Consider the following 24,082-nt stretch of genomic DNA (forward strand, 5'->3'; position numbering starts at 1 on the left):
TCAGGAAAATACATCTAAAATATTAATACCTTTGCGACAAGGTTAATATGTGATGTTACAATGAATAAAATCAACACTTCTTTCCACACCCCGTGGCAATATTCCACGATTCCCCGATTTACGATTATAGAGAATTTTCAAGAAAAATGACAAAACATCTATTGGCTATCAACCAAATAACCTATTTTTACATTTTCACGTACAATGTAGCATACAATTTTCAATAGAATACACAAAATGAAAAATACAAGAAACATGAAGATAAAACGTGCAACAATAGTTCTTGCGGTAATAGTAGTCATCGGGGCTTGTAAAGACAAACAGACTCCCGTGCGGCAAATCGTGACGGTAGAGAAAGCGGGAACGGACAATGTAGAGATTTATGGTGAATACGTGGGGCAGATCCGTGCCAAGAGTTCGGTAGAAATCCGGGCACGCGTGGAAGGATATCTCGAGGGGATGCTTTTCGAGGAAGGAAAACGCGTGAAGCGGGGACAGCCTCTTTTTAAAATAAACAGCGACTTGTATCGGGCACGGGTGGACAAGGCAAAGGCGCAGCTGGCGAAAGACCGGGCGCAAGCTGCTAAGTCGGCACGTGATGAGGAACGCTTGCGTCCGCTATACGAGCAGAAAGCCGCAAGCCAGCTTGACCTGGACAACGCCGTTGCCGCTCACGAGAGTGCCAAAGCAAACGTGGCGATGAGCGAAGCAGACTTGAAGCAGGCGGAAATGGAACTGGACTACACCACCGTGCGTTCCCCCATCGACGGGTATATCAGTGAACGGAACGCCGACATCGGTTCGCTCGTCGGTCCCGGCGGGAAATCACAATTGGCAACCGTCGTGGAGAGCGACGAAGTGCTGGTGGATTTCAGCCTCCCCGCACTCGACTACCTGAAAAGCCAAAAACGTAACGTGACGCTCGGCGAAAAAGACGCCAACCGTTCTTGGCAGCCCAACGTGACCATCACGCTTGCCGACAACTCGGTCTACCCGCTCACGGGTATCGTCGACTTTGCCGACCCGCAGGTAAACCCCAAGACGGGAACCTTCGGCGTGCGAGCCGAATTGCCGAATCCCGACCGGAAACTGCTTCCCGGTCAGTTCACGAAAGTGAAACTATTGCTTGACGTGCGGGAAAGTGCTATCGTCGTGCCTACGAAAGCGGTTATTATCGAGAAAGGCGGCGCATATATATATGTTGTGCGAAGAGATAGCACGGCGGAAAAACGCTTTATCGAGATCGGACCCGAGGTAAATAATACCACCGTCGTTGAACGAGGGCTGGGAGCGGACGAACTTGTCGTCGTGGAAGGATACCACAAGCTGACACCGGGTGCGCTGGTAGACCCGATCATGGCTACTATCAAGAAAGAAGAGGAGGTACAACCATGAAACCGAGCTTCTTTATAGACCGACCGATTTTCTCGGCGGTACTTTCCATACTGATTGTCATTGTCGGCGTAATCGGCTTGTTTCAGCTCCCCGTCGACCAATACCCGCAGATCACGCCTCCCGTGGTCAAGATCTCGGCATCATACCCCGGCGCAAGCGCCGTCACCGTGTCGCAAGCCGTGGCTACCCCCATCGAGCAGGAATTAAACGGTACGCCGGGTATGCTATACATGGAATCGAGCAGTTCCAACTCGGGAGGGCTATCCATCACAATCACTTTCGACATCTCCACCGACGCCGAACTGGCAGCAGTGGACGTGCAAAACCGGGTAAAACTAGCTGAATCGCGCCTGCCCGCCGAGGTTGTACAGAACGGTATCAAGGTGGAGAAACAATCCGCCAGCCAATTGATGACCCTTGCGCTAACCTCCGAAGACCCCCGTTTCGACGAGATATACCTCAGTAACTTCGCCACGATGAACGTGCTCGACGTGTTGAAACGTATCCCCGGCGTGGGACGGGTTTCCAACATCGGTAGCCGCTATTACGCCATGCAGATATGGATTCTTCCCGATCGTATGGCGAACTTCGGGTTAACCATCAAAGACCTGCAAAGCGTGCTCAAAGACCAAAACCGCGAGTCGGCAGCGGGTGTGCTGGGGCAACAACCCATGACCGGCGTCGACATCACCATTCCCATCACCGCACCGGGACGTTTGTCCTCGGTGGAAGAATTTGAAGATATTGTCGTGCGTGCCAACCCGGACGGCTCCATCATCCGCCTGCGGGACATCGCCCGGGTATCGCTTGAGGCGAGTTCCTACAACACGGAGAGCGGTTTGAACGGTGAGAATGCCGCCATCCTCGGTATTTTCATGCTACCCGGGGCAAACGCTATGGAAGTTGCCAACAACGTGAAAAAAGCGATGGAAGAGATCAGCCGCGACTTCCCCGAGGGCGTGGAATACAATATCCCGTTCGACATCACCACTTATATAGCCGAATCCATTCATGAGGTGTACAAAACTTTGTTCGAGGCATTGTTCCTCGTGATCCTCGTCGTGTTCCTCTCGTTGCAAAGCTGGCGGGCATCGTTGATCCCGCTCGTGGCAGTGCCCGTGTCGCTGGTCGGTACCTTCGGTTTTATGCTGGCGTTCGGATTCTCGATCAATATGCTCACCCTGCTCGGGTTGGTACTGGCTATCGGTATCGTCGTCGATGACGCAATTGTCGTCGTCGAGGGAGTGGAACGCATCATGGAAGAAGAAGGATTATCCCCCCGTGAAGCAACGGGTAAAGCTATGAAGGAATTGACGGGTGCGCTTGTCGCCACCTCGCTCGTGCTGGGTGCCGTGTTCGTGCCCGTGAGTTTCCTGCCCGGTATCACGGGAATGCTCTACCGCCAGTTCGCCATCACGATCGTCGTATCCGTGCTGATCTCGCTGGTCGTGGCACTAACCTTAAGCCCTGCCATGTGTGCCCTATTATTGCGCCCTTCGACAGGTAAAAAAGGCTACGTTTTCCGCAAGATCAACGAATGGCTGGCACTCGGGAATAACAAATACATACACCTTCTGCAAAGGGCACTCTCCCACCCCCGCCGCATCGTCGCCGGATTCGGGATAGCCATGGTGTTTATCTTCGTGCTCAACCGGGTGATCCCGAGCAGTTTCCTTCCCGAGGAAGATCAGGGATACTTTAAAGTAGAACTTGCTTTGCCGGAAGGAGCCACGCTCGAACGCACACGTAAGGTGACTGACCGAGCCATAGAATATATCAAACAACATCCCGCCGTCGCCCACGTGCAGAACGTGACGGGGAGCAGCCCCCGCGTGGGGACGGCACAATCGCGCGCCGAGCTGACCGTGATTCTCAAACCGTGGGAAGACCGGAAAAAAGGTGATATGTCTATCGAGGACGTGATGGACGACATCCGCGCCGAGTTCTTCAAGTACCCGGAAGCACAGGTCTTCCTCTCCACGCCGCCCATCATCCCTGGTCTGGGATCGTCCGGTGGTTTCGAGCTGCAAGTGGAAGCCCGTAACGGAGCCACCTTCGAGAACCTTGTTTCCGCCGTAGACACGCTGGTGAAATATGCAGCACAAGACAAGGCACTTGCCGGGGTATCCTCGTCGTTGCAGGCGGAAATCCCGCAACTTTACTTCGACGTCGACCGCGACAAGGCACAACTGCTTGGCATCCCGCTGGCGGATATTTTCTCGACAATGAAAGCATACACCGGTTCGGTATATGTCAATGACTTCAATATGTTCAACCGGGTATACAAAGTGTACCTGCAAGCGGAAGCACCCTACCGGATGCAGAAGGAAAACCTGAACATGTTTTTCGTCAAGACCTCGGCAGGCGACATGGTACCCCTCACTGCGCTCGGAGCCCCGCAATACACCACAGGTCCTGGCTCCATCCGCCGTTTCAATATGTTCTCGACCGCCGTCGTTAACGGTGAAGCCGCCCCCGGGTACAGTTCCGGCGATGCCATGCGGGCGATAGAAAAGATAGCCCGTCAACACCTGCCCGACAATATCGGACTTGAATGGAGCGGCTTGTCCTTCCAGGAGAAAAAAGCCGAGGGACAAACCGGAATGGTCATGGCACTTGTGTTTATATTCGTGTTCCTTTTCCTTGCCGCCCTCTATGAGAGTTGGCTGGTACCCGTTGCCGTGTTGCTCTCCCTGCCGATTGCCGCCTTAGGCGCATACCTCGGCGTGTGGGTGTTCGGGTTGGAGAACGACGTTTATTTTCAGATCGGGTTAGTTACCCTGATCGGTCTTGCGGCGAAGAATGCCATCTTGATTGTAGAATTCGCCAAAGTTGAGGTAGACAAAGGAATTGATGCAGTCACCGCCGCAATCACCGCCGCACGTGCCCGTTTCCGTCCTATTTTGATGACATCCCTCGCCTTCGTGCTGGGTATGCTTCCGATGGTACTTGCCAGCGGTCCCGGTTCTGCCAGCCGCCATTCCATCGGTACCGGAATCTTCTTCGGTATGCTCGTCGCCATCACCGTGGGCATCGTCCTCGTACCCTTCTTCTTCGTGCAAATAGAGAAAGTAGTTCACAAAATGAAAAAGTCATGAAAAGATATACCACCATCATACTCTTATTCCTTGCCGGAGTCACCTTTTTTTCCTCCTGCAAGCTAGGCAAAGAGTACACCCGCCCGGAACTCGAATTGCCGGAGAAAATCTCCGACAAGCCTATCACCGACACGCTGACGGTCGCCGACATCCAATGGTCGGAAATCTACACAGACACCGTGCTACAAGGTTTGATTCGCACCACGCTCGCCTATAACAAAGATTTGCTGGTAGCAGCGGCACGGGTAAAAGAAAGCCAATTTGCCCACCGTGTGGAGAAGTCAAAATTGTTTCCCCAGTTGAGTGCCGACGCCTTGGGAGAGCGGGAATATGACCGTTCGCCGGGCAATACCTACAACGTGGAAGCCGTTCTCTCGTGGGAACTCGACCTCTGGGGGAAACTCCGCTGGGGTTCACAAGCCAGCCTTGCCGCCTATCTTCAGACTGTGGAAGGACAACGGGCAATGCGAATGACTCTCGTGGCACAAGTGGCACAAGCCTACTTCGAGTTGCAGGCTCTCGATATGGAACTCTCCATCGTGCGGCAAACTTATGACGCCCGAGCCGAGAGCGTACGCCTCGCCAAACTCCGTTTCGAGGGCGGGTTGACTTCCGAGACAGCATACCGCCAGGCAGAAGTGGAGCTTGCCAAGACCCGCACCCTCATCCCTGACCTCGAGCGAAAAATACGCCTTAAGGAAAACGATATATCCCTGCTCACGGGGCACTATCCCGGTAGCATTCCCCGCGGCAAGAACATCGACGAACAAACCCTGCCGACCGAACTACCCGTGGGACTGCCCTCGTCCCTGCTGGAACGCCGTCCCGACTTACGGCAAGCGGAATACAAACTAAAAGCCGCCAACGCCAAAGTGGGCGTTGCCTACACGAGTATGTTCCCACAACTGACACTCACCGCCCGCTACGGACGAGAGGATAGCCAACTGAGCGACTTTCTCTCCGCCCCTTACTTCTACGTCGGTGGCAAATTGCTCGCTCCCCTGCTGAATGCAGGCAACAACCGAGCAAAACTCCGGGCATCCCGTGCCGCCCTCGAAGCCGCCACCTACGACTATCAACAAACTGTCCTCACAGCATTCAAGGAAGTGGATAATGCCCTAACCACTTTCTACAAGATACGTGAAATCCGAGAATCGCGCTCACGACTGGAACAAGCCGCCCGCTCGTACATGGAACTTGCCAACCTGCAATACATCAACGGTGTTATCAGTTACCTCGATGTTCTCGACGCCCAACGTGGTTACTTCGACGCCCAAATCAGCCTTAACAATGCTGTCCGTGATGAACTGATTTCCGTTGTCAACCTGTACTCTACCCTTGGAGGGGGATGGAAATGAGTGAGATCTAAAATGAATCGGGGTTATAGCAGTCTTTGCCCGTTAATAATTAACTCGAAACGTATCTTCAGGTATTCGGCGGCTTTACGGCTCAATAGCATACGTCCCAAGAATATCTCGAAATAATCCATCACGGCAGAGATCGAGGTATCAATTTTCAAGTCCAGAATAATAGACGTGTTATCCTCGTTAAAGTAAATGCGGGATTCCTCCACGGCATAATTCACGCGGTCGTGAATGTCGAAACTGGCAAAATCCTGATTGCGCACCCGGGTACGGCGTACATCCGTCTTGTCTGCCAAGATCAGTGCCGCAGCGATCGGATTGACAGCGGCCGCCGTTCCCTCGTCGTGATTACCGATTGCACTAATGACCTGGGCGATCTCTGCCGGATCCATTCCCATGCGGTCAAGCAAACGAAATGCCATCACCGCTCCACTTTGGGCGTGGTCGATGCGGTTCACGATATTGCCAATGTCATGCATATACCCTGCGATCTTGGCTAACTCCGCCGTGCGCTGCGGGTAATTCAACGTCAACAGAATCATCTCCGCCATCTTCGCCGCTTTCACCACGTGTGGGAAAGAATGTTCCGTGTACCCCATGGCGAGCAACACCTTGTCCGCCTCATCTATATATGTTTTGATACTCTCGTCGTTCCGAATATCCTCGTATGTAACTAACATTTTTTCTTTATTTTAACCGTTCTATCCATTCCTCGGGCTTAAAACCGACGAGTACCACACCATCACCGATCACCAGAGGACGTTTTACCAGCTTCCCGTCGGAAGCTAACAAGCAGAGTTGCTCGTCTTCACTCATCCCGTCTAACTTGTCTTTCAGTTGCATGGACTTGTATAACAAACCGCTCGTGTTGAAAAACTTCTTCAATGGCATACCACTCCGCACCTGCCACTCTTTCAATTCTTCCACCGAGGGGCGTTGCTCCACGATGTGGCGATCCGTATACCCGATACCTTGTTCGTCCAACCATTTTTTAGCCTTGCGGCAAGTCCCACACGCCGGATACTCTATAAACAAATACGCTTTCATTTTTCCAATCTCAACATTTTCAAACATAAATCTATTTCATCCGGATCGCCCGTGTGTTTGCCTGCCACGTCCGACAATTTCACCGTGGGCAGGAACACGTCGCTTCCCTTCGGGCGGCACTCGAACAATTTAATCACGATGTTCAAGGGCGTCACGCCCACATCATTCGTGAGATACGTGCCAATACCGTACACGTCGTGCAGCCGCCCGGCGACATACTCCTTGATCTTCTTGACGCCTTCCAGGTCGAGGGCATCGCTGTACACGACGGTCTTGCTCGTCGGGTCGACCCGATGCCGGCAGTAATGACGCAACGCTTTCTCCGTGAACTCGAAAGGATCACCGCTATCCCACCGCAAACCGTCAAAGAGCTTGGCGTACTTCGTGTCAAAACTATTGAAGAAATTATCCGAGGTGTACGTGTCCGACAAGGCGATTCCGAGAGATCCGTCGTACACATCCACCCAGTTCGCCAGTGCCATAGCGTTCGCCGAACGATAACCGAAATGCGCCCCGTGATACATGAACCACTCGTGCGGGTGGGTTCCCATCGGGGTCAGGTTGTATTTCATGGCAAAGTAGACGTTACTCGTGCCGTTCAATAATTCTTTCATATTTTCCTTCAGTATGCCAATCACCCGATCCTGCACCTCGAAAGAAAAGCGGCGACGGGTGCCGAACTCGGAAATCTCCGCGCGCAGTTCCGCGAAAGCCCGGGCTTTCATCGCAGCTCGTTCCTCCATGCCTCGCGCTTCCTGTCCTGTCAGCCGAAAATACAATTCCGAGATAATTGCCAGCAAAGGCACTTCCCATAATACCGTCCGGTACCATAATCCCCGGATTTCTACATCCAGAACACCTCCTTGCTGACTTACTTTCACCTCTTCCGGATTGAAACGGAAGCCCTTCAATAAATCGAAGAACACAGAATCAAAATAATAGCACTTCCCACGCAGGAAACGTTCGTTCTCACGGGATAACGCCAAATTCTCCATTGCGTCCACTTCCTTTTTCACCGCCTCAGCAAAACCGGGAGGAAATAGTGTGTTTCCCCTGTTCACGAACCGATAGACCACTTCCGCATCCGGGAATTTCTTCTGGATGGCGTTCATCGTCGTGAACTTGTACAAATCATTATCTAAAAAGTCATGTATTATCATCTTTCTATTTTATTCCAACAACAAGGCATCGGACTTCACGAAACGTGCCCCGAGGCGTGCTGCCGTCCCGTATATCGGAACAGCCAGTTCATCGCATCCCGGGATATTACTCATGCAATCCTCAAGGATGACCATCCGGCGGATGATTTCCGGGAAATCGAACAACTGTTTCAACGTGTTCGCCACGCAATGTGTCCGGGCTTCCCCTGCCAGCCAGATCGTGTCGTACTGCTCCATTTCCTCTTTCAACTTCATGTTAAACGTGGTTTCCGGTGCAGACGTTACAGGCACGTTTGCCCGGAATGCACCGAAGAACTCCGTGCCCGGGTGAAGCCCTTTTTCCATGGTCTCGTAATAACGTCCCCCGCGAGCCCAACGGACAACAGCCTCAAACAACTCCGGAATGATGGCTGCCCCCTCGCTTCCTTTCAGGCAATGTTCTGACCAGATCATGTGTTGATACTCCCCCGTCTCTTTCAGTTGCCGCAAATATTCCACGACATACGTTTTGTCACCAAAGGGTATCCATGCTCCGGACAACACGTCCCACCACGATATGGTCGTGAAAGGCGCAGGGTGTTCACCCTTGGCATTCTGCCAATACGCAGGATGGGCTATATCCATCACGTGATGCTGATCCAAAGTAAGAATAATCTTGTCGATTTCCTCTCCCTTCCGGTCGATCAACCTTCCCAACCGCTCTGCGTCCTTTTCCGCACCCGGCACATAAAGAGAACCGCCGGGCGAGCAAAAGTCGTTTTGCATATCCACGATAAACAACAGTGTTTTCATATCCCTACAACATTTCTAAATCATGAAACATCACGCGGTAATCCGCCGCTTTCTCCTCCAACGGTTTCGGGTAAGCCCGAGAGGACGAGGGCATCCGGTAAAGACGCATCGGGCGACCGTCATACATGAACTCGCTATACCCTCCCACCCGCGGTGAAACCGCCTCAATCTGCTCTAACAGAGTATCCGTGGCTTTCTGCCCGGTGGTCACGATGGCACAACACCCGGGAATCCGATCCAACACCCGTTTCAGATCGATCGGGGTCACTACTTCCAGAAACTGGTCGGAAGCATTCCCCTTGTGCCGAATGATCTCCATTGCCGTGTCGAACAAGGCGATACCTTTTTCACTCAGGAAAGCGATAAGCCGTTCCTTATCAAAAGACTTTTTCCCCTCTTTCAGAAAATAGTCCTTATCCCCGAAAAACAACAACCCGTAAAGCCTCCACATATCATTCTGCAAGTTCGGGTAGTAAAAATCCATTGACCAACGTGCCTGCGGCGGGGGAAAACTCCCAAGCATCAACAATCGGGCATTAGCAGGCAGGAAGGGTTCCAAAGGGTGTCTTTCTATTGTATCTATCATTCACTTCAAGTTATATCGTTCATCGTTTCTTTTTCTTCTCCACTGACCAACCAAATTTACCAATTTTCTTTCCCAATTCAAAATAACCGCCATGCAGATATACCAAGGGCTCCGCATCGGCGAGTTCGAATTTGCCGGTTTCCGGGTTCAGATAACGGTCGTCCGCCTGCACGTTGACGACGTCAGCAATGAACATATGGTGCGACCCCAGCGGTACAATCTCTTTCACGCGACACTCGATCGAAACGGGCGCTTCCTCGATGATGGGAGCCTTCACAACCTTTCCCGGCACGGGTGTCAACTTCATCTCCTCGAATTTGTTGTAATCCCTCCCGGAACGCACCCCGCACCAGTCCGTGGCATACGCCATATCCTTGGTCGTGAGATTAATCACAAATTCCATATCTTTCTGAATGATCGGGTAAGAATTCCGTTCTGGTCGCACGGAAATATAACACATCGGCGGATTGGTACATATCGTTCCCACCCACGCTACTGTCAATACGGCATATTCCCCCGGTTCGCTTCCGCAGCTTACCAACACTGCCGGCAAGGGATAGATCATGTTCCCCGGTTTCCAATTATGCTTCATATAGATTAATTTTCACCACAAATATACGAATTAATTACTTGACGACACATCCCTGTTTGGCATATTTTTTGCTTTCCCCTCCCCGTGAATAGAACAGCTATTTCCGAATAACCGATTTCTACTCATTTTAAATTTATAGTTTTAATTTTTAAATTATTAGGAGGATTTATTATGGGTGCTGCTGGTAACAAAAAACCGAAAAAAAGCAAAGACAAAAAACATGTACCATCTTACGTGGCAGAAGAAGCGACGCATGAAACACCGCTAAAAAACAAAAAAAGCAAATAGGCACATGAATTATAAAAAGGTCTGGAATTAATTTTCCTCTCCTTTTTATATCTGCACGATCACACTAAAATGTTGCGTTCAAACTAAACGTGTAAGAAGGACGCACCGGAACATTAATATTAGAAGACGTGCCGGTCTGTGTACCCGGATCTTGTCCTTTCAACGCCCGGTGACACCATGTCGCTAAATGAAGTGTCGTGAAGGAAAGTTGCAAGGAATCCATTTGCATTGCCTTGCACCAACGTTCCGGCAGGGCATAACGCAAACTCACTTGTTGCAATTTCAAATAATTCCCGCTAACAACCCGAATATCCGAGTCATTATACATCTGCCAAATATTCTCTGCAAACTTGAACGATTCGTTTCTCCACCATGGGGCATTCACCGTCTCGGAAAACTCGGCATTCGGCAAAATCCCGGGTATATTCGTGTACTTCTCGTCACCCGGTCGTTTCCAGCGATTCAACATTTCCCGTCTCAGGTTCTCTGCCGGTTGAGGTACAACACTTTTTATATTATTGTACAATTTCAGCAACCGAACTTTCGATCCCACGCTATACGTGAAATTACAACTTAATGCCAGATTCCGATAAGTAAACGTATTCCCGATACCCCCTTGAATATAAGGCATCCGGCAACCGGAAAAACTCATCACGGTTTGAAAAACATCTTCATGGGTCATTTCTGCATATTTCTCCCAATTCTCTTCCCCGATATTAGCAAATGTAGGTCTACCATCTTTAGAACTCAACCCGGTAAATTCATAAGAAAAGAACGAGTTCAACGGGCGTCCCACGATCTGAACATTCCCATCGATATAGTCTTGATAACCGTAACTGTTGTGCATCACTTGATCTCGCCCTTTATCCTCATTCACCAACCTATTCAACACTTTGCTCAACTGGGGATCCACCCGCCACGAGAAAGTTCCTTTTCCTTTCGAGGCAACCAAATAACAACTTAACCCGAGCTCTACCCCTTGATTCTCTATCGTTCCCTGGTTCACGACATATTCCCGAACTCCGTTGATAACAGATATTTTCTTTTTCAGGAAGGCATCCCGAGTCTTTTTATAGAAATAGGAAACCGTTCCCCGCAACCGCCCCTCGAAAAACGAAAAGTCTGTTCCCAAGTTTAAAGAAGAAGTTCTTTCCCAAGCCAAGTTAGGATTCGGGAACTTATAAATATAAGACTTATCCGATTCCATCCGATCATCCCACTCGCCTTTTTCAATGACCATCTCCGAAGTTTCCAACTCCAACATATTTCCCTGGTAACCGAAAGACAAGCGAAGCGAAAAATCATCTACCCATTTCAAGTTACGCAATACCCCGTCTTTCATATTCCAACGCCCGGATACAGACCAGATAGGCAAAAGCCTCTTGTTGGCATCCTTCCCGAATTTATTGGAAGCATCGATACGTGCATTCATATTAAAAATATATATATTTCGTATCGAGTAGGTTAGCGAACCGTACAAAGAAGCCATATTCGTCACCTGATGTTTTGCTATTCCTTGTGCTTCCGGGGTTTCCGACGACCATTTGCCAAATGCCGGATATTCCTCCACATCCACGGGTTCAATCAATTTCCCATCCCCAGACAGTCCTCCCCGATATATTTGTTTCCTTCCCGTGTATTTTGAGGAAACTACCTCTCCCCCGATAACAACCGAGAAAGAATGATTCCCGGCTTTATCCAAATAGGGACTATAATTCAATTGTCCCCGCAGGGTATAACTATAACTTTTCGTGTCATCCTTCCTTAACTCTCCCCCGAAAGGAAGTACACCCCGCACCTGTCCCCCGTCGTACAAATTCCCCCGCAAATCAGCCGCATAAGCCGTTTGCTCCCCGAAATAAATATCCTGATCCGTGTTATTCCAATGATAAGCCAACACTGTTTCCGCTTTCAATGTATTCGTTAACCGGTAATCCAGACTCATGTTCAACGATATTCCTTTCCCTTCCACAATCTGCCCGCTATGATCCCGTTCATTCAACACGTTATAATTCACCATATACGTTGTTCCCTGCCGGGGATAATACCACAGTGATCCGTCTTCATTGTAAACAGGGACGGCACGACTCGTGTTATAAGCATAATTCAGCAATCCCACCTCCAATGGCGTGTAATGCCTTTTCTGCACGTTACCGGTCATCCCGAACGAAAAACCGAAACGCTTATAATTTCCGGACAAACATACACTTGTCGTATAACGATCCCCATGCTCCTTTTTCAACACCCCATTCTCCCGGTTATACCCCAACGACACGTAGTACTTTATTAAAGACGTTCCACCCGACAAGGACAAATTATGATTATGCGAAAAAGCATCCCGACAAATCACGTCAAACCAATCCGTGTTATTTTTCTCGTAATATCCCACCTTCTCCTGAAACTCCGTAAAAGAAATCTCACCCCGGTAAAACTCCATCAATGCCCCTTCATACCCTACCCACGAACTGATATTCGAGAGTACAATCCCTTTTTCTATGATCTCCCGCGAATAATCAATACGCTCCAAGGCATCCATCACGTCAACAGAAGCATCCGTATACCTGGAACGTGTAGTTAATGAGCCCGTGAAATTGTAATTTACTTTCAACGGACCTTCCTGCCCCTTTTTCGTCGTGATCACGATCACGCCGTTTGCTGCCCTCACCCCGTACAAAGCGGTTGCCGAAGCATCTTTCAACACGTCGATCCGTTCCACGTCGTTCGGGTTCAACCCGGAAATGGCATTCCCCAACAGATTCACGAAATCCAGATCATTAATCTGTCCGGCATCCACGTTTACCGGATCGTTTTGCACAATGCCGTCAATCACCCACAAAGGCTCCTGCGTTCCCAATATCGTGGAACTTCCCCGGATACGCAATCTCGGGGCAACTCCTATCTGCCCGGAATTCTGCATGAAAATCATTCCCGGCACCTGTCCTTCCAGCATCCGGTCTATCGTCGTCACTCCCGGCAACATGATCTCGCTCGCCTTCATCGAAGTCACGGCACTCGTCAGGTGGCGTTTGGAAACATTCTGGAACCCCGTGATAACCACCTCCTCCACTTCCTGGTTCTCATCCTCCATAACGATATTCAAATCTCCCTTGCCCAAATACATCACCTGTTTCATTCGCTTCCCGATAAAAGAAAAAAGCAATATTACACTTTTTACTTTCGGCAATAAAATCCGGTATTCGCCGTTAGCATCAGTAATCACACCCCGGCTCGAACCCTTGACCACGATACTTACTCCCGGCAACGGTTCGCCCCTTTCATCCGATACTTTTCCTTTTATTTCCAGCATTTTCCCGTCCTCATTCTTCCGGCGGACAGGACGGATGACCACGTAGTGATTCAATATTTCGAATTCCAGACCAGTGCCTTTCAACAAGTATTCGTACAACTCTTTTAGCGTGTATTCCCGGGATTCCAGTTTCACCTCCCGGTACATATCCAACTCGTTATTGCTGAACAGCGTGAGCATACCTGTCTGCTGCTCGACTTCGTCGAACACCATTCGTAAGGTCTGCACCGAATCTGTCATTTTTACCGTCTGCGCAGTTCCCTTTCCTAATACTCCAAAAACGAGCACGATGACCCACACCCATGTCCATCTCATAATACTCCCGCTTTACTGTAAAGTATTTTATTATTCACTCCTGCAAGCGAACATTTTGATTACAAATATAGCTATAAACAGGGACTATTCAATATTTTTAATTTCCTTATTTTTCTTTTATAACAATATTATCCCCGTCAATCTCGAATTTCACATTCGTGGTTGTTTCCACCAATTGAATAAATTCGTTAAAATCAACGTCCTTTCGCACGGCACCCGAGAATCGATAGGCTTTACAAGCCTCATTTTCAAAGACAAAATTCACATCATACCACCGCTTCAATTTCACGGTCAATTCATCCAAAGGCATATCCAAGAAACGGAACATCCCGTCTTTCCAAGAAGTGTACAACCGGACATCAACCTTTCTGATCTCCGGTTCCCCGCCTTCTTCCCGAACTTCCAATTGCTCTCCCGGAGTCAACCGATACTGTTTTCCCCGGTAATCCACTTCTACCGAACCCGATACCAATGTGGTTTGCTGGTACCCGTCTTCGACGTAACCGCATATATTGAATGATGTCCCTAACACACGTATCGCTGTTTCTCCAGTCTTCACGATAAACGGATGTCCGGCATCCTTAACCACATCAAAATAAGCCTCCCCCTTCAATTCCACGACACGATCTTTTCCTTCAAAAGCCGAAGGAAAGCTCAACTCGCTCTCCGAATTAATCCAAACCTTGGTTCCATCGGCTAACACCACTCCATACTCACCTCCTTGCGGAACCCGGATCACGCTTTGTTCCACCTCTCCTTTTCTACCTTTCCCGACAATTAATGTATTTGCAGAATCCCGCCCCAGTACACTCCCGTCTTCTCCCGTGAGCAAGCGAACCCCATCTTCTTCCAACTCGATCAGTTTTCCTCCCGGCAATTCCCACGTGGCTTTCTGTGACCCCGGTTTAAAACCCGCCGAGGAAGCTATCAACGTAGTACTCACGGGCTCTTTCGGACGATTCATAAAGAGAACTCCCGCGATAACCAACACAACAATCGCCGCCGCACTCCACCAGTAAGGAGCCATACGCCTGCGCTTCCATCCCGGAGCCTTTTCTGTTCGCCGATCTATCCGCTTCCAGGCATCATCTATATTAATCTGTCTAAAAATCCGGATATCACGCCCCGCTGCCGCATACCGCTTCAATTGTCGCATTTCCTCCACCCTTCCGGGGTTAGCCTGCAACCATTCGTCTATATGTTTCTGTTCGTCCTCCGTCAGGCACTCTTCTAAAGATTTCAAAACCAAACGGACTATATCTTCCGGCATCTCGCTCATAACAATATATTTCTTCTCACCCCTACGACAGGAAAAATCCTAAAATGGGTGACAACAAATATAGATATTTTTTTGGAAAAGCAACCGGGTAACCCGTGCAATTCCCCATCTCCTCCCGCGAACCCAATGAAAAGCCAACTCGTAAAATTAAAAAAAAGATTGTTGGGATTCGATCGATAATTACACTTGTTACCCGGCGCTATGTCGTTTTTTCTTGAAATTACTGTTTGTATTTAGCTATCAAGTCATTCAAATTCTTTTTCAATCTCACATCCAATTCCGGTACCATTTTTTCTCCCGCGGCTACCAACTTTTGGGCTTGCTCCTGACTTTGGTCCGCCATATACTCCAACACTTTCATGACAACCCGTACATTATCCCCATTCATGCAAAACTTTTTATCTTTCAGTGCGGACATAACGCTTTCTACATTTTTATTTACATACCCGTTTACCAAAGCATAGTGGGATTTCGACAACTCCAGTTGATCCGCTTTGACAGATTTCATACTCTTGCCGATTTCTTTAAGATCGCTTATTCCTTCCGGAGTCTTAAACTTTTCTGACGAGAAATAAGGTCTTATCGCCCCTTGGTAAACATAGAACAGCCAAGAATCAACTTCTTCCGGGTTTTCCATATTTTTCCGCAAGGTGGATATATTCTTTACTGCGAAATTGAACCTCTCCGTGCCGTACCCGTTTTCTTTCAACAAAAAGAAAAAGTCATTCTGCAACCACTCCTTGTCTGTCAGTTTTCCAGCCAATTCTTTTTTAATCTCCGCATCTTTTTCCTTAAATCCGCCATAGACCAACGCCACATGGTAATTTGCCATTTGCTTTTTCGTCATCTTCCCGGAGGCATACACTTGGGACAAAGGATACAAGGCAGTTTCCTCGTTCAATCCCATCTCTACCCAGGCGATAAAATCCTCCGCCCTGGGTGTCCCCCCATTAATCCGGTGCTGCACGGTTCCATCCGGTCGAATAATCAAAAAAGTAGGATACGATTTTATATTGAATTTCTTTGCCAATTCAATACCCTCTCCCGCTTCCATATCATATTTCACGCAAACAAACCGGGGATTAAAGAAATCACCCACTTTCTTCAACGGGAAAATCGCCCGAGCCATTCCCTTGCAAGGTCCGCACCATTGCGTGTAACCATCCAGGAATACCAACTTGTTCTCTTTTTTTGCCTTTTCCAAAGCCTCTTTATAGGTCAAATCCTCGAAAACGACCCCACCTTCCTGAGAAAATCCCACGAAAGTAAACAACGTGAAAATCAAACAACATACAATACTTCTCATACTCTTAAAATTTAATATTAAACTATTTTGCTTTTCGAAAATTCCAAATCGCCCATCCGTTAAACACAACTATAAACACGCACAACATTCCGATCTGAGGCAACACGTGACGCAATTCACTGCCATAGGCAAAAAAAAGTCGCATCATTTGGACATAATATCGCAATGGATTGATATCAGCAATCACCCGTGCCCATGCCGGCATACTGTCTATCGGCGTCCACATACCACATAACAAACAGATAATCAACAAAAAGAAGAAACAGAGCAACATCGCCTGTTGCTGATTCCGGCAAGCCGTGGAGATCAATATCCCGAATCCCACCATGGCAACCAGAAACAAGAAAGAAACAAGGTATATACTCCCGTAACTCCCTCGCGGTACAATCCCGTACACCAGCCACACGATAATCAGGCCGATCGTCAAAATCACCATCCCGATCACCCAAAAAGGAATGATCTTAGAGAAGATAAAAGCGCTCCGCTTCACCGGGCTCACGTTCATCTGTTCTATCGTTCCGTTTTCTTTTTCCGTCACGATATTCAAGGCCGACAACACCGTCCCAATCAGACACACCAGAATCGCCAATATCGAGGGGATCTGGTACAGGCTCGACTCTCCGTCCGGGTTATACCGGTTGTTGACAATCATTCTTACCTGCTCGAAATTAGCTTCCGCGGGTTTCTCGATAAGCGGTATATTGACATCCGGCACGCTCGTGTTCATCGCGAATCCCGGCACGGCAACCGCTTCCGCCCCCATCCCCTCGTTCACCTTCCTTGTCATCGCTGTTTCTATTGACGCCGGCATCTTTTGCTGACTTGCCTCTACCTCCATCTGTGCCTGCTCGGCTTCAGCCCGGGCTATCATCAAGGATTGATCCCGGGCCATACGAGCCTGCGATTCGGCCTCCGCACGGGCCCGTTTCATCATCTCCGCCTGGGCTTCCGCCTCCACCCGTGCCAATATCTCTTCTTGCGACTCCAACCGGAATCCCGGTTGGAATCCAAAACCATCGATATACTCCCAAATGTACCGTTCCATGATCTGAAGGAAATAAAATGACGAAAGTCCTGCCGTCACCCCGTTCACGGCATCAATCTCCAACAGGATCGGAGCTGCGGTTCGTTCCATGATATTTTTCTCGAACCCCTTCGGGATTTCCAGAATACCGGAAGTTTTGTTTTCTTCCATCACCGCCAATCCCTCGTCATAAGAATTCACGTAAGCCCCGATCACGAATTGGTTCGAGCTGGTCAGCTTGCGCAAGAAACTTGCCGATGTGGTTGAACGGTCATGATCCACCACGCTTAAAGCAATCTTCGACGTTTTCACTTTCGCCGCCGGGGGAAGGATAAACAACAGGATCACCGTGATCAGGAACAAAAGCAATAAAATCATTTTATCTCTCGATATCTGAATAAATTCCTTCTGCAACAAAAAGCCCAACATTCTCATGATAACCGATTTTTAAAACATTTGATACTAATAACAATCAAAACAATCGTTATCACTGCCATCCAGATCAATTCCCGGTAAACGGCAACCATCCCCAACCCCTTGATCATTATATTTCTTGCCGCCGAGATAAACAAAGTTACCGGCATGCAATGCACGATGACCCGCATCACGGGCGACAACACATCCAGCGGGAATATAAACCCGGACATCACGATTGCCGGGAGCATCAATCCCGCGATGGAAACGATAATGGCACTCCGCTGCGTTTTGGTCAACACCGACACCATGATACCCAATGCCAAGGACGACAACGTGAATATCGTGCCGATAAAGAAAAGCAGGATAATATTCCCCGCGATCGGCACTTTCAATATGAATACCGATATCAACAGGATGATCACGATATTGAACATTCCCACGATCAAATAAGGTACCAGTTTCGCCAGAATAATCACGGGCGGACGTATCGGCGACACGAGCAACACTTCCATCGTCCCCGACTCTTTCTCTTTCACGATGGCAAGGGAAGCCATCATCGAACACACCAGCATCAACACGATGCCGATCACTCCCGGCACGAAATGGAAGGCGCTGCTCAACTCCGGGTTATACCGCATCTTTACTTCCGGAATGATCTGTATCGGGATCTCCCGGTCGGCATTCATCCGCTGTTGGAACTTCAGTAAAATCACTAATATATGCGATTCCAAGGTAGAAGAATTGATCCCCAGACTGGCATCCATGATCACCTGCATATTTCCCGTCCCGGTCTGCTTGATACTTTTCTCGAACCCCGGCATAAACACGAATGCCTGCGACAATTTGCCCGCCTTGAACAACTCGTCCACCTCTTCCATCGAATTCACCCGCCCAATCACGTGAAACGTGGTACTGGCATCCAATTCCGCCACCACTTGCCGACTCAACGGGTCATTGGACAAATCCAGTACAGCCGTGGGCATCTCCGTCAAATTACTATTCAGCGCGAACCCGAAGATCAACAGTTGCGTGATGGGCAACACGATCAACACCAACAACGTCTTCCGGTCACGCAATATATGGAAAAACTCTTTCTGCGTGAAAGCAAAAAACTGATCTATAAATGTCTTTATCTTCATATCATCCGTCTTTTCTCTGTGCCTTCCGAGCTAACAAGTAAAATACCTCCTGCATACCCGGAACCTCATATCGCTGTTTCAATGCAGACGGTGTATCCAACGCCTCAATACGCCCGTCCACCATGATCGACACCCGGTCGCAATACTCCGCCTCGTCCATATAATGAGTCGTCACGAACACGGTAATCCCGTTCGCGGCCGCCTGATAAATCAATTCCCAGAACATCCTCCGCACGGCAGGATCCACTCCGCCAGTCGGTTCGTCCAAGAAAACGATCTGAGGTTCATGAAAAGTTGCCACGGAAAACGCCAACCGTTGTTTCACCCCTTGCGGCAACAAGCGCACCAGCGTACTCCGTTCCTCCGACAACCCGAGATCACTTAAAACCAAATCCATTTTCTTCCGGATATCCGTACGGCTCATACCGTAAATTCCCCCGTAAAGACGTATATTTTCCCTCACCGTCAACGTTTCGTACAAAGAGAATTTCTGACTCATGTATCCGATTCGACTTTTTATTTTTTCCGCTTCCCGGCTAATATCAAAACCCACGACCCTTCCCGTTCCGAAACTCGGTTTACTCAACCCGCACAACATCCTCATCGCCGTCGTCTTCCCTGCCCCGTTTGCCCCGAGAAAACCGAAGATTTCTCCCCGGTACACCTCGAACGAGATATGGTCGACAGCCGTAAAGCTTCCAAATTTCTTCGCCAAGCGTTCCACCTCAATCACCTTTTCCATCGCACCTGTCATTAGTTAGTTTCATAAAATAATCCTCTATGCCCGCTTCTATCGGCCACCATTCCACACCTTCATGCCCCCGCACCTCCAAACGCCGGACCATCTCATCGACAGCATACTCCCGCTCATGAAATGTCACGTGCAATGTATCACCAAACGTGAAACAGGAATACACCGCCGCCTCTTTCCGAATATCCTGCAACAACGTGTACATATTCCGTCCCCGGAAAGCCACCAATTTCTTGTCATGCCTTTTCACCAGCTTGTCCGGTTCATCCACGGCAAGAATCTCCCCTTTGAATATCAACCCGATTCGATCACACAAACGAGCCTCATCCATGTAAGGAGTCGACACGAACACCGAAATTCCATCCCCGCTCAGGCGCTTCAACACATCCCAAAACTCCTTCCTCGAGATCGGGTCTACCCCCGTTGTCGGTTCATCGAGGAACAACACCTCCGGTTTATGAATCAACGCGCAACACAACCCCAGCTTCTGTTTCATCCCTCCCGACAAGGCTCCCGCCCTCCGGTTCTTAAAAGGTGCCAATTGCTCGTATATATCCTTAATCTGCCCGTAATTCGCCTGCACCGTGGTATCAAATACCCGGGCAAAAAAACGCAGGTTCTCTTCCACCGACAAATCCTGGTACAGAGAAAACTTTCCCGGCATATATCCCACGATATTCCGCACTTCCCGAAATTGGTCCTCCACGTCATACCCACCCACGAAAGCCCGCCCCGTGGTGGGCAACAACAAGGTCGTCAATATCCGGAACAACGAACTTTTTCCCGCGCCGTCGGGACCGATCAGACCGAACACTTCCCCTTTTTTCACCTCCAGGGAAACATTTTTCAAGGCAACCACCTCTTTCAGCATCTGCCGGTAAATCATCCCGATATTCTCCGCTACAATCATACACCGTTTATAACGTATTAAACTTCACGTCAGCATACATACCTACCCGAAGGAAACCGTCATTCTCCACGTGTACCCTCACGGCATACACCAGATTATCCCGGTCATCTTCCGTCTGTACGGTTTTCGGTACAAACTCCGCTTCCGAGGCAATCCAGGCTATCTTTCCCCGGTACTCCCGCTCCAGACCGCCCCCCAATTTGGCAAACACCCGTACCGGATCCCCCACTTTCAAACCCATCATGCGTTTCCCTTCCAAATAAACCTGAAGGTGCATGTTCTTCAAATCCCCTATTTTATACAACGCCTTCACCGGGGCTACCAATTCCTTCTCTTGCGAATATTTGGCAAGCACCGTGCCGTCTATCGGATTCACCACCAGACAACGCCGGATCTGGTCATTCACCTGATCGATTTTCAAGGCGATTGCCTCACTTTCCGCTTGGGCTCCGGCAATCATGACTTCCGCCTGATGGGTCTGTCCCTTCAACATCGAACGTCCCTCGTCCACCATTGCCTTAGCGTCATCGTACTGTTTTTGTGTCGCCGCCTTTCCTTGTAGCAGACGCTCCACCCGCTTCAACTCTCTCTCCCCCTTCGCCAATTTCAACCGGTACACTTCCAGCACCTTATTCAAATCCGGAATTCGCTCGTCTACTGCCTTCACCGCCTGTTGCGCCTGCACCTTCAACCAATGCAACTGCATCGTATCAACAAGACCGACCACCTTGCCCGCCTCGATATAATCCCCCTCCATGACATCCAGCCGTTCAAGCCTTCCGCTAATCTCCGACGACACGATGATCTCCCTCGCCTCGAACATTCCCGAACCATCCCGTTCTTCCGCCTGATCCTTGCAACCAACTCCCAGAACAACCAAAACCACTATACTCAAAATCTTATTCTTCATCTCCCCAAATATTTAGCTCTAAATTCGTAAATCGTCAATCACAACACCCCCATCGTAACCCTCTTGGAATACACCATCATCTCCAGCTCCACTTCCCGCAGCACTTTCTCTTGCTGCGCGATCAATGCCTGGTTCACATCCATGATCAATTCCGATATCGTGTACACCCCGTTCTCGTACTTCACCTCGGACGCTTTCCGGATATTTTCTCGCAAACGCACGGCTTCCTCGTCACTTTTCACCATCTCCTGCAACTTCCGGATCTCCGCATCTTGCATCAACACCTCCATCCGCGTGTTAAACACAAAACTCTCTTTCATGATCTCCACGCTTTCCTGCTGCACTTTCACCAGCCTCCGGTCATTCCTCAACGTGTTCAACTTTCCGAAATTCCAACTCAGCAATACACCGCCGACAAAATAAGGTTTAAAATCACTGTCGAACGTGTTCAATCCCGATTTCCCGTATCCTCCCAGGGCGAACAGCCCCAGCTTCGGCATATTCTCGGCATTCACCATTTTCAGGTCGGCATCCAGGCGTTTGATCTTCCGGTCCATATACTCCAGCTCCGGACGCTTGATCTCTTCCTTCCTCAAAGAAGCCGTTCCCTTGGGCATCTCCAGCAAGGTCTCTTTCGTCAGGGGGCGATGGATCAAACTCGACAACACGCCCAGGCAAGCCTCCCGCTTGGCATTCAACTCCATCCGCAACTGCCTGTATTTAATGCGCTCCACGTCGATCACGTCCAAGTCCGTTTCATAAATGATACCCTCTTTCAACGCGATCTCGGCACGCCTCCGCAAACTGTCCAGGATCTCGTCCGCCCGGTTCAATTGCTTTTCCCGCCCGTCTATCGTCAACAACCCGAAATACAATTGTTTCACCTTATCTTTGATCTCGTACAATTGCACATCCAGCCCGGCATGCATCATCTCAATTTCCGCCGTTGCCATCTCTTTGCCGGCTTTCACTCTTCCTCCCGCCCATAACGCCTGCTTCAACGACAGCGACACGCTGTAACGGTCCTGGTCACTCACGGGAATCGTCATATTCGGGATCGACACCGGCACATTCACGGTCGGCAACGTCGTCACATTACCGGGCAACATCGTATTATTATCAGAAGCCACTTGATTCAAATCCACTGCGATATTCACCTTCTCCGGCAATTTCAACTTCAGTTCCGTCTTCTCCGACTGCCACGATGCTACCCCCGTCAGGCTGAACTCCGGCATATACGCCCGCGAAATATTCGACAACGTGTATTCCCGCGCCCGCTCCAACAACCCGTGCTGCCGGATGGCAGGGTAATTCTCCAGGGCCCATTGCTGGCATTGTTCTATCGTGATCCGCTCCTGCGCAACCACCCGTCCGGGTACACCACTGACTAAAATCCCGAAAAAAAGGCCAAGGGCTTTGCTAAGGCATCCCGCCAAAGGATGCCTTAACCGATTTATGCTCTTCATCATTTCTCCAATATACCCGCATTCACCATCATCTCCCGCACCACCTCGTACCTGGCGATCACGGCAGGATACTTTTTGTACCTCTCCCGGATCTCCGCATCCGTGCAACTCAATATCAACCCGATATAACTTGCCTTATCTTGCTGATCCGAAGGAGCATATATCCGATTTACTGTCCGATAAGAATAAAACAGGAATCCGAACAGCTCCGGCTCCGGCACTTTTCTAACCGTACTTGTCCCTTTGCTCGTGATCCCCTTGTACCAGTTAACCGGACTATAGTCATTCGACAATTGCACCCTATACCTGATCGAATCATACTCGACAGACAAATCCGTATTCAACTCACATCCTTTCAAGTCGTCCACGTATTCCAAACCGGCCAACTCCGCCATAAAACTCTTCTGCGCGCTATCGCTCATCTGCCGGGCTTCCTCGATTCTCCCGACACAAACCGTGGTCAGGAATTTCAAATACCGCTCCGGGGGAGTTGTCGCGGAAGAAGAATTTTGCCGCAACGTATCCACCAAGAAATAAACCAGCGGACGTTTATCTTTGCGCAAATAATCAAACAGATACTTATCCATCATCTCCGCCATAGCCAGCACATCCGCCCGGTCATCTGGCAAAACGTACTTTGGAACACTATTACTGGATATAGCATATCCCGGCCGCCACACCTCATAATACGTGTACAGGTTTCCCTGCGAGTCATACCGTTCCTCGCTTCCCAAGGTGTCATTGTATAATATATTCACCCCCTGCTCCGTGTAAACCCGGTACCGCAGATGAGTCAACGGGTCATTCGAGTCGTCTTCTACCGTCAACCAGTTCCGGTCCTTGTAAGAAGGCGCCAAAGCATCATCCTCCTCGCAGCCGGCGAACCCCAGCAGGCATAACAGGCTAATCACTAATATTCTTGTTTTCATAAGCGTT

General features: G+C 49.5%; 17 protein-coding genes and 1 pseudogene. 3 read left to right on the forward strand and 15 right to left on the reverse strand.

The genetic code is table 11. The features are described 5' to 3' along the window. The first annotated feature begins 255 nt into the window (after positions 1-255). The 3 genes from BN8899_RS18785 to BN8899_RS18795 are packed head-to-tail and all read left to right on the forward strand — an operon-like array spanning position 256 to position 5,851. Positions 256-1,395 carry an efflux RND transporter periplasmic adaptor subunit gene (locus tag BN8899_RS18785; protein WP_148375536.1) on the forward strand — a complete coding sequence of 380 codons (1,140 nt, stop codon included), beginning with the start codon at positions 256-258 and terminating at the stop codon, positions 1,393-1,395. Continuing rightward, positions 1,392-4,493 carry an efflux RND transporter permease subunit gene (locus BN8899_RS18790; RefSeq protein WP_065220509.1) on the forward strand — a complete coding sequence of 1,034 codons (3,102 nt, stop codon included), beginning with the start codon at positions 1,392-1,394 and terminating at the stop codon, positions 4,491-4,493. Before BN8899_RS18785 ends, BN8899_RS18790 begins: the two co-directional genes overlap by 4 nt. Further along, positions 4,490-5,851: an efflux transporter outer membrane subunit gene (locus BN8899_RS18795; protein WP_065220510.1), complete on the forward strand. Its 1,362-nt coding sequence runs from the start codon at positions 4,490-4,492 to the stop codon at positions 5,849-5,851. The genes BN8899_RS18790 and BN8899_RS18795 overlap by 4 nt, the downstream gene beginning before the upstream one ends. Before the next feature lie 23 nt (positions 5,852-5,874). Here BN8899_RS18795 and BN8899_RS18800 read toward each other — a convergent pair whose 3' ends face one another. The 15 genes and pseudogenes from BN8899_RS18800 to BN8899_RS18880 form a co-directional block, all read right to left on the reverse strand. Continuing rightward, positions 5,875-6,537: an HD domain-containing protein gene (locus tag BN8899_RS18800; protein ID WP_065220511.1), complete on the reverse strand. Its 663-nt coding sequence runs from the start codon at positions 6,535-6,537 to the stop codon at positions 5,875-5,877. A 7-nt stretch (positions 6,538-6,544) separates the two neighbouring features. After that, positions 6,545-6,904, reverse strand: a complete 360-nt coding sequence (locus BN8899_RS18805) for an arsenate reductase family protein (RefSeq protein WP_026207154.1) — start codon at positions 6,902-6,904, stop codon at positions 6,545-6,547. Continuing rightward, a complete protein-coding gene (gene pncB / locus BN8899_RS18810; protein WP_018335963.1) occupies positions 6,901-8,064 on the reverse strand; it encodes a nicotinate phosphoribosyltransferase in 1,164 nt (387 codons plus the stop codon). Before pncB ends, BN8899_RS18805 begins: the two co-directional genes overlap by 4 nt. Before the next feature lie 9 nt (positions 8,065-8,073). After that, the gene (locus BN8899_RS18815; RefSeq protein WP_065220512.1) at positions 8,074-8,856 is read right to left on the reverse strand and encodes a cysteine hydrolase family protein; all 783 of its coding nucleotides are present in this window, start codon (positions 8,854-8,856) and stop codon (positions 8,074-8,076) included. A gap of 4 nt (positions 8,857-8,860) precedes the next feature. Beyond that, positions 8,861-9,442 carry a uracil-DNA glycosylase family protein gene (locus BN8899_RS18820; protein WP_018335961.1) on the reverse strand — a complete coding sequence of 194 codons (582 nt, stop codon included), beginning with the start codon at positions 9,440-9,442 and terminating at the stop codon, positions 8,861-8,863. A gap of 19 nt (positions 9,443-9,461) precedes the next feature. Next, the gene (locus tag BN8899_RS18825) at positions 9,462-10,034 is read right to left on the reverse strand and encodes a flavin reductase family protein (RefSeq protein WP_018335960.1); all 573 of its coding nucleotides are present in this window, start codon (positions 10,032-10,034) and stop codon (positions 9,462-9,464) included. A gap of 352 nt (positions 10,035-10,386) precedes the next feature. Beyond that, entirely contained in the window at positions 10,387-13,944 is a 3,558-nt protein-coding gene (locus BN8899_RS18835; protein ID WP_065220513.1) for a SusC/RagA family TonB-linked outer membrane protein, read from the reverse strand. A gap of 106 nt (positions 13,945-14,050) precedes the next feature. Continuing rightward, on the reverse strand, positions 14,051-15,223 hold the full coding sequence (locus BN8899_RS18840) for a FecR domain-containing protein (RefSeq protein WP_065220514.1): 1,173 nt from the start codon (positions 15,221-15,223) through the stop codon (positions 14,051-14,053). A gap of 220 nt (positions 15,224-15,443) precedes the next feature. After that, entirely contained in the window at positions 15,444-16,529 is a 1,086-nt protein-coding gene (locus tag BN8899_RS18845; protein ID WP_065220515.1) for a thioredoxin family protein, read from the reverse strand. Positions 16,530-16,551: 22 nt separating this feature from the next. Continuing rightward, positions 16,552-17,988: an ABC transporter permease gene (locus BN8899_RS18850; RefSeq protein ID WP_065220516.1), complete on the reverse strand. Its 1,437-nt coding sequence runs from the start codon at positions 17,986-17,988 to the stop codon at positions 16,552-16,554. Then, entirely contained in the window at positions 17,985-19,109 is a 1,125-nt protein-coding gene (locus BN8899_RS18855) for an ABC transporter permease (RefSeq protein ID WP_082987131.1), read from the reverse strand. The genes BN8899_RS18850 and BN8899_RS18855 overlap by 4 nt, the downstream gene beginning before the upstream one ends. A gap of 1 nt (position 19,110) precedes the next feature. Next, positions 19,111-20,770, reverse strand: a pseudogene (locus BN8899_RS21395) (ATP-binding cassette domain-containing protein). 7 nt (positions 20,771-20,777) lie between these two features. Further along, a complete protein-coding gene (locus BN8899_RS18870) occupies positions 20,778-21,680 on the reverse strand; it encodes an HlyD family secretion protein (protein ID WP_065220518.1) in 903 nt (300 codons plus the stop codon). 38 nt (positions 21,681-21,718) lie between these two features. After that, positions 21,719-23,149 carry a TolC family protein gene (locus tag BN8899_RS18875; protein WP_082987133.1) on the reverse strand — a complete coding sequence of 477 codons (1,431 nt, stop codon included), beginning with the start codon at positions 23,147-23,149 and terminating at the stop codon, positions 21,719-21,721. Next, a complete protein-coding gene (locus BN8899_RS18880) occupies positions 23,146-24,075 on the reverse strand; it encodes a hypothetical protein (protein WP_065220520.1) in 930 nt (309 codons plus the stop codon). The genes BN8899_RS18875 and BN8899_RS18880 overlap by 4 nt, the downstream gene beginning before the upstream one ends. Positions 24,076-24,082 lie beyond the last annotated feature (7 nt).

The sequence above is a fragment of the Butyricimonas sp. Marseille-P2440 genome, assembly GCF_900091675.1.
Taxonomy (GTDB): Bacteria; Bacteroidota; Bacteroidia; order Bacteroidales; family Marinifilaceae; genus Butyricimonas; species Butyricimonas synergistica.

Excerpts from the sequence above, each read along its gene's own strand:
- BN8899_RS18785 (WP_148375536.1), top strand. The coding sequence starts at position 256 with ATGAAGATAAAACGTGCAACAATAGTTCTTGCGGTAATAGTAGTCATC.
- BN8899_RS18790 (WP_065220509.1), top strand. The coding sequence starts at position 1,392 with ATGAAACCGAGCTTCTTTATAGACCGACCGATTTTCTCGGCGGTACTT.
- BN8899_RS18795 (WP_065220510.1), top strand. The coding sequence starts at position 4,490 with ATGAAAAGATATACCACCATCATACTCTTATTCCTTGCCGGAGTCACC.
- BN8899_RS18800 (WP_065220511.1), bottom strand. The coding sequence starts at position 6,537 with ATGTTAGTTACATACGAGGATATTCGGAACGACGAGAGTATCAAAACA.
- BN8899_RS18805 (WP_026207154.1), bottom strand. The coding sequence starts at position 6,904 with ATGAAAGCGTATTTGTTTATAGAGTATCCGGCGTGTGGGACTTGCCGC.
- pncB (WP_018335963.1), bottom strand. The coding sequence starts at position 8,064 with ATGATAATACATGACTTTTTAGATAATGATTTGTACAAGTTCACGACG.
- BN8899_RS18815 (WP_065220512.1), bottom strand. The coding sequence starts at position 8,856 with ATGAAAACACTGTTGTTTATCGTGGATATGCAAAACGACTTTTGCTCG.
- BN8899_RS18820 (WP_018335961.1), bottom strand. The coding sequence starts at position 9,442 with ATGATAGATACAATAGAAAGACACCCTTTGGAACCCTTCCTGCCTGCT.
- BN8899_RS18825 (WP_018335960.1), bottom strand. The coding sequence starts at position 10,034 with ATGAAGCATAATTGGAAACCGGGGAACATGATCTATCCCTTGCCGGCA.
- BN8899_RS18835 (WP_065220513.1), bottom strand. The coding sequence starts at position 13,944 with ATGAGATGGACATGGGTGTGGGTCATCGTGCTCGTTTTTGGAGTATTA.
- BN8899_RS18840 (WP_065220514.1), bottom strand. The coding sequence starts at position 15,223 with ATGAGCGAGATGCCGGAAGATATAGTCCGTTTGGTTTTGAAATCTTTA.
- BN8899_RS18845 (WP_065220515.1), bottom strand. The coding sequence starts at position 16,529 with ATGAGAAGTATTGTATGTTGTTTGATTTTCACGTTGTTTACTTTCGTG.
- BN8899_RS18850 (WP_065220516.1), bottom strand. The coding sequence starts at position 17,988 with ATGAGAATGTTGGGCTTTTTGTTGCAGAAGGAATTTATTCAGATATCG.
- BN8899_RS18855 (WP_082987131.1), bottom strand. The coding sequence starts at position 19,109 with ATGAAGATAAAGACATTTATAGATCAGTTTTTTGCTTTCACGCAGAAA.
- BN8899_RS18870 (WP_065220518.1), bottom strand. The coding sequence starts at position 21,680 with ATGAAGAATAAGATTTTGAGTATAGTGGTTTTGGTTGTTCTGGGAGTT.
- BN8899_RS18875 (WP_082987133.1), bottom strand. The coding sequence starts at position 23,149 with ATGATGAAGAGCATAAATCGGTTAAGGCATCCTTTGGCGGGATGCCTT.
- BN8899_RS18880 (WP_065220520.1), bottom strand. The coding sequence starts at position 24,075 with ATGAAAACAAGAATATTAGTGATTAGCCTGTTATGCCTGCTGGGGTTC.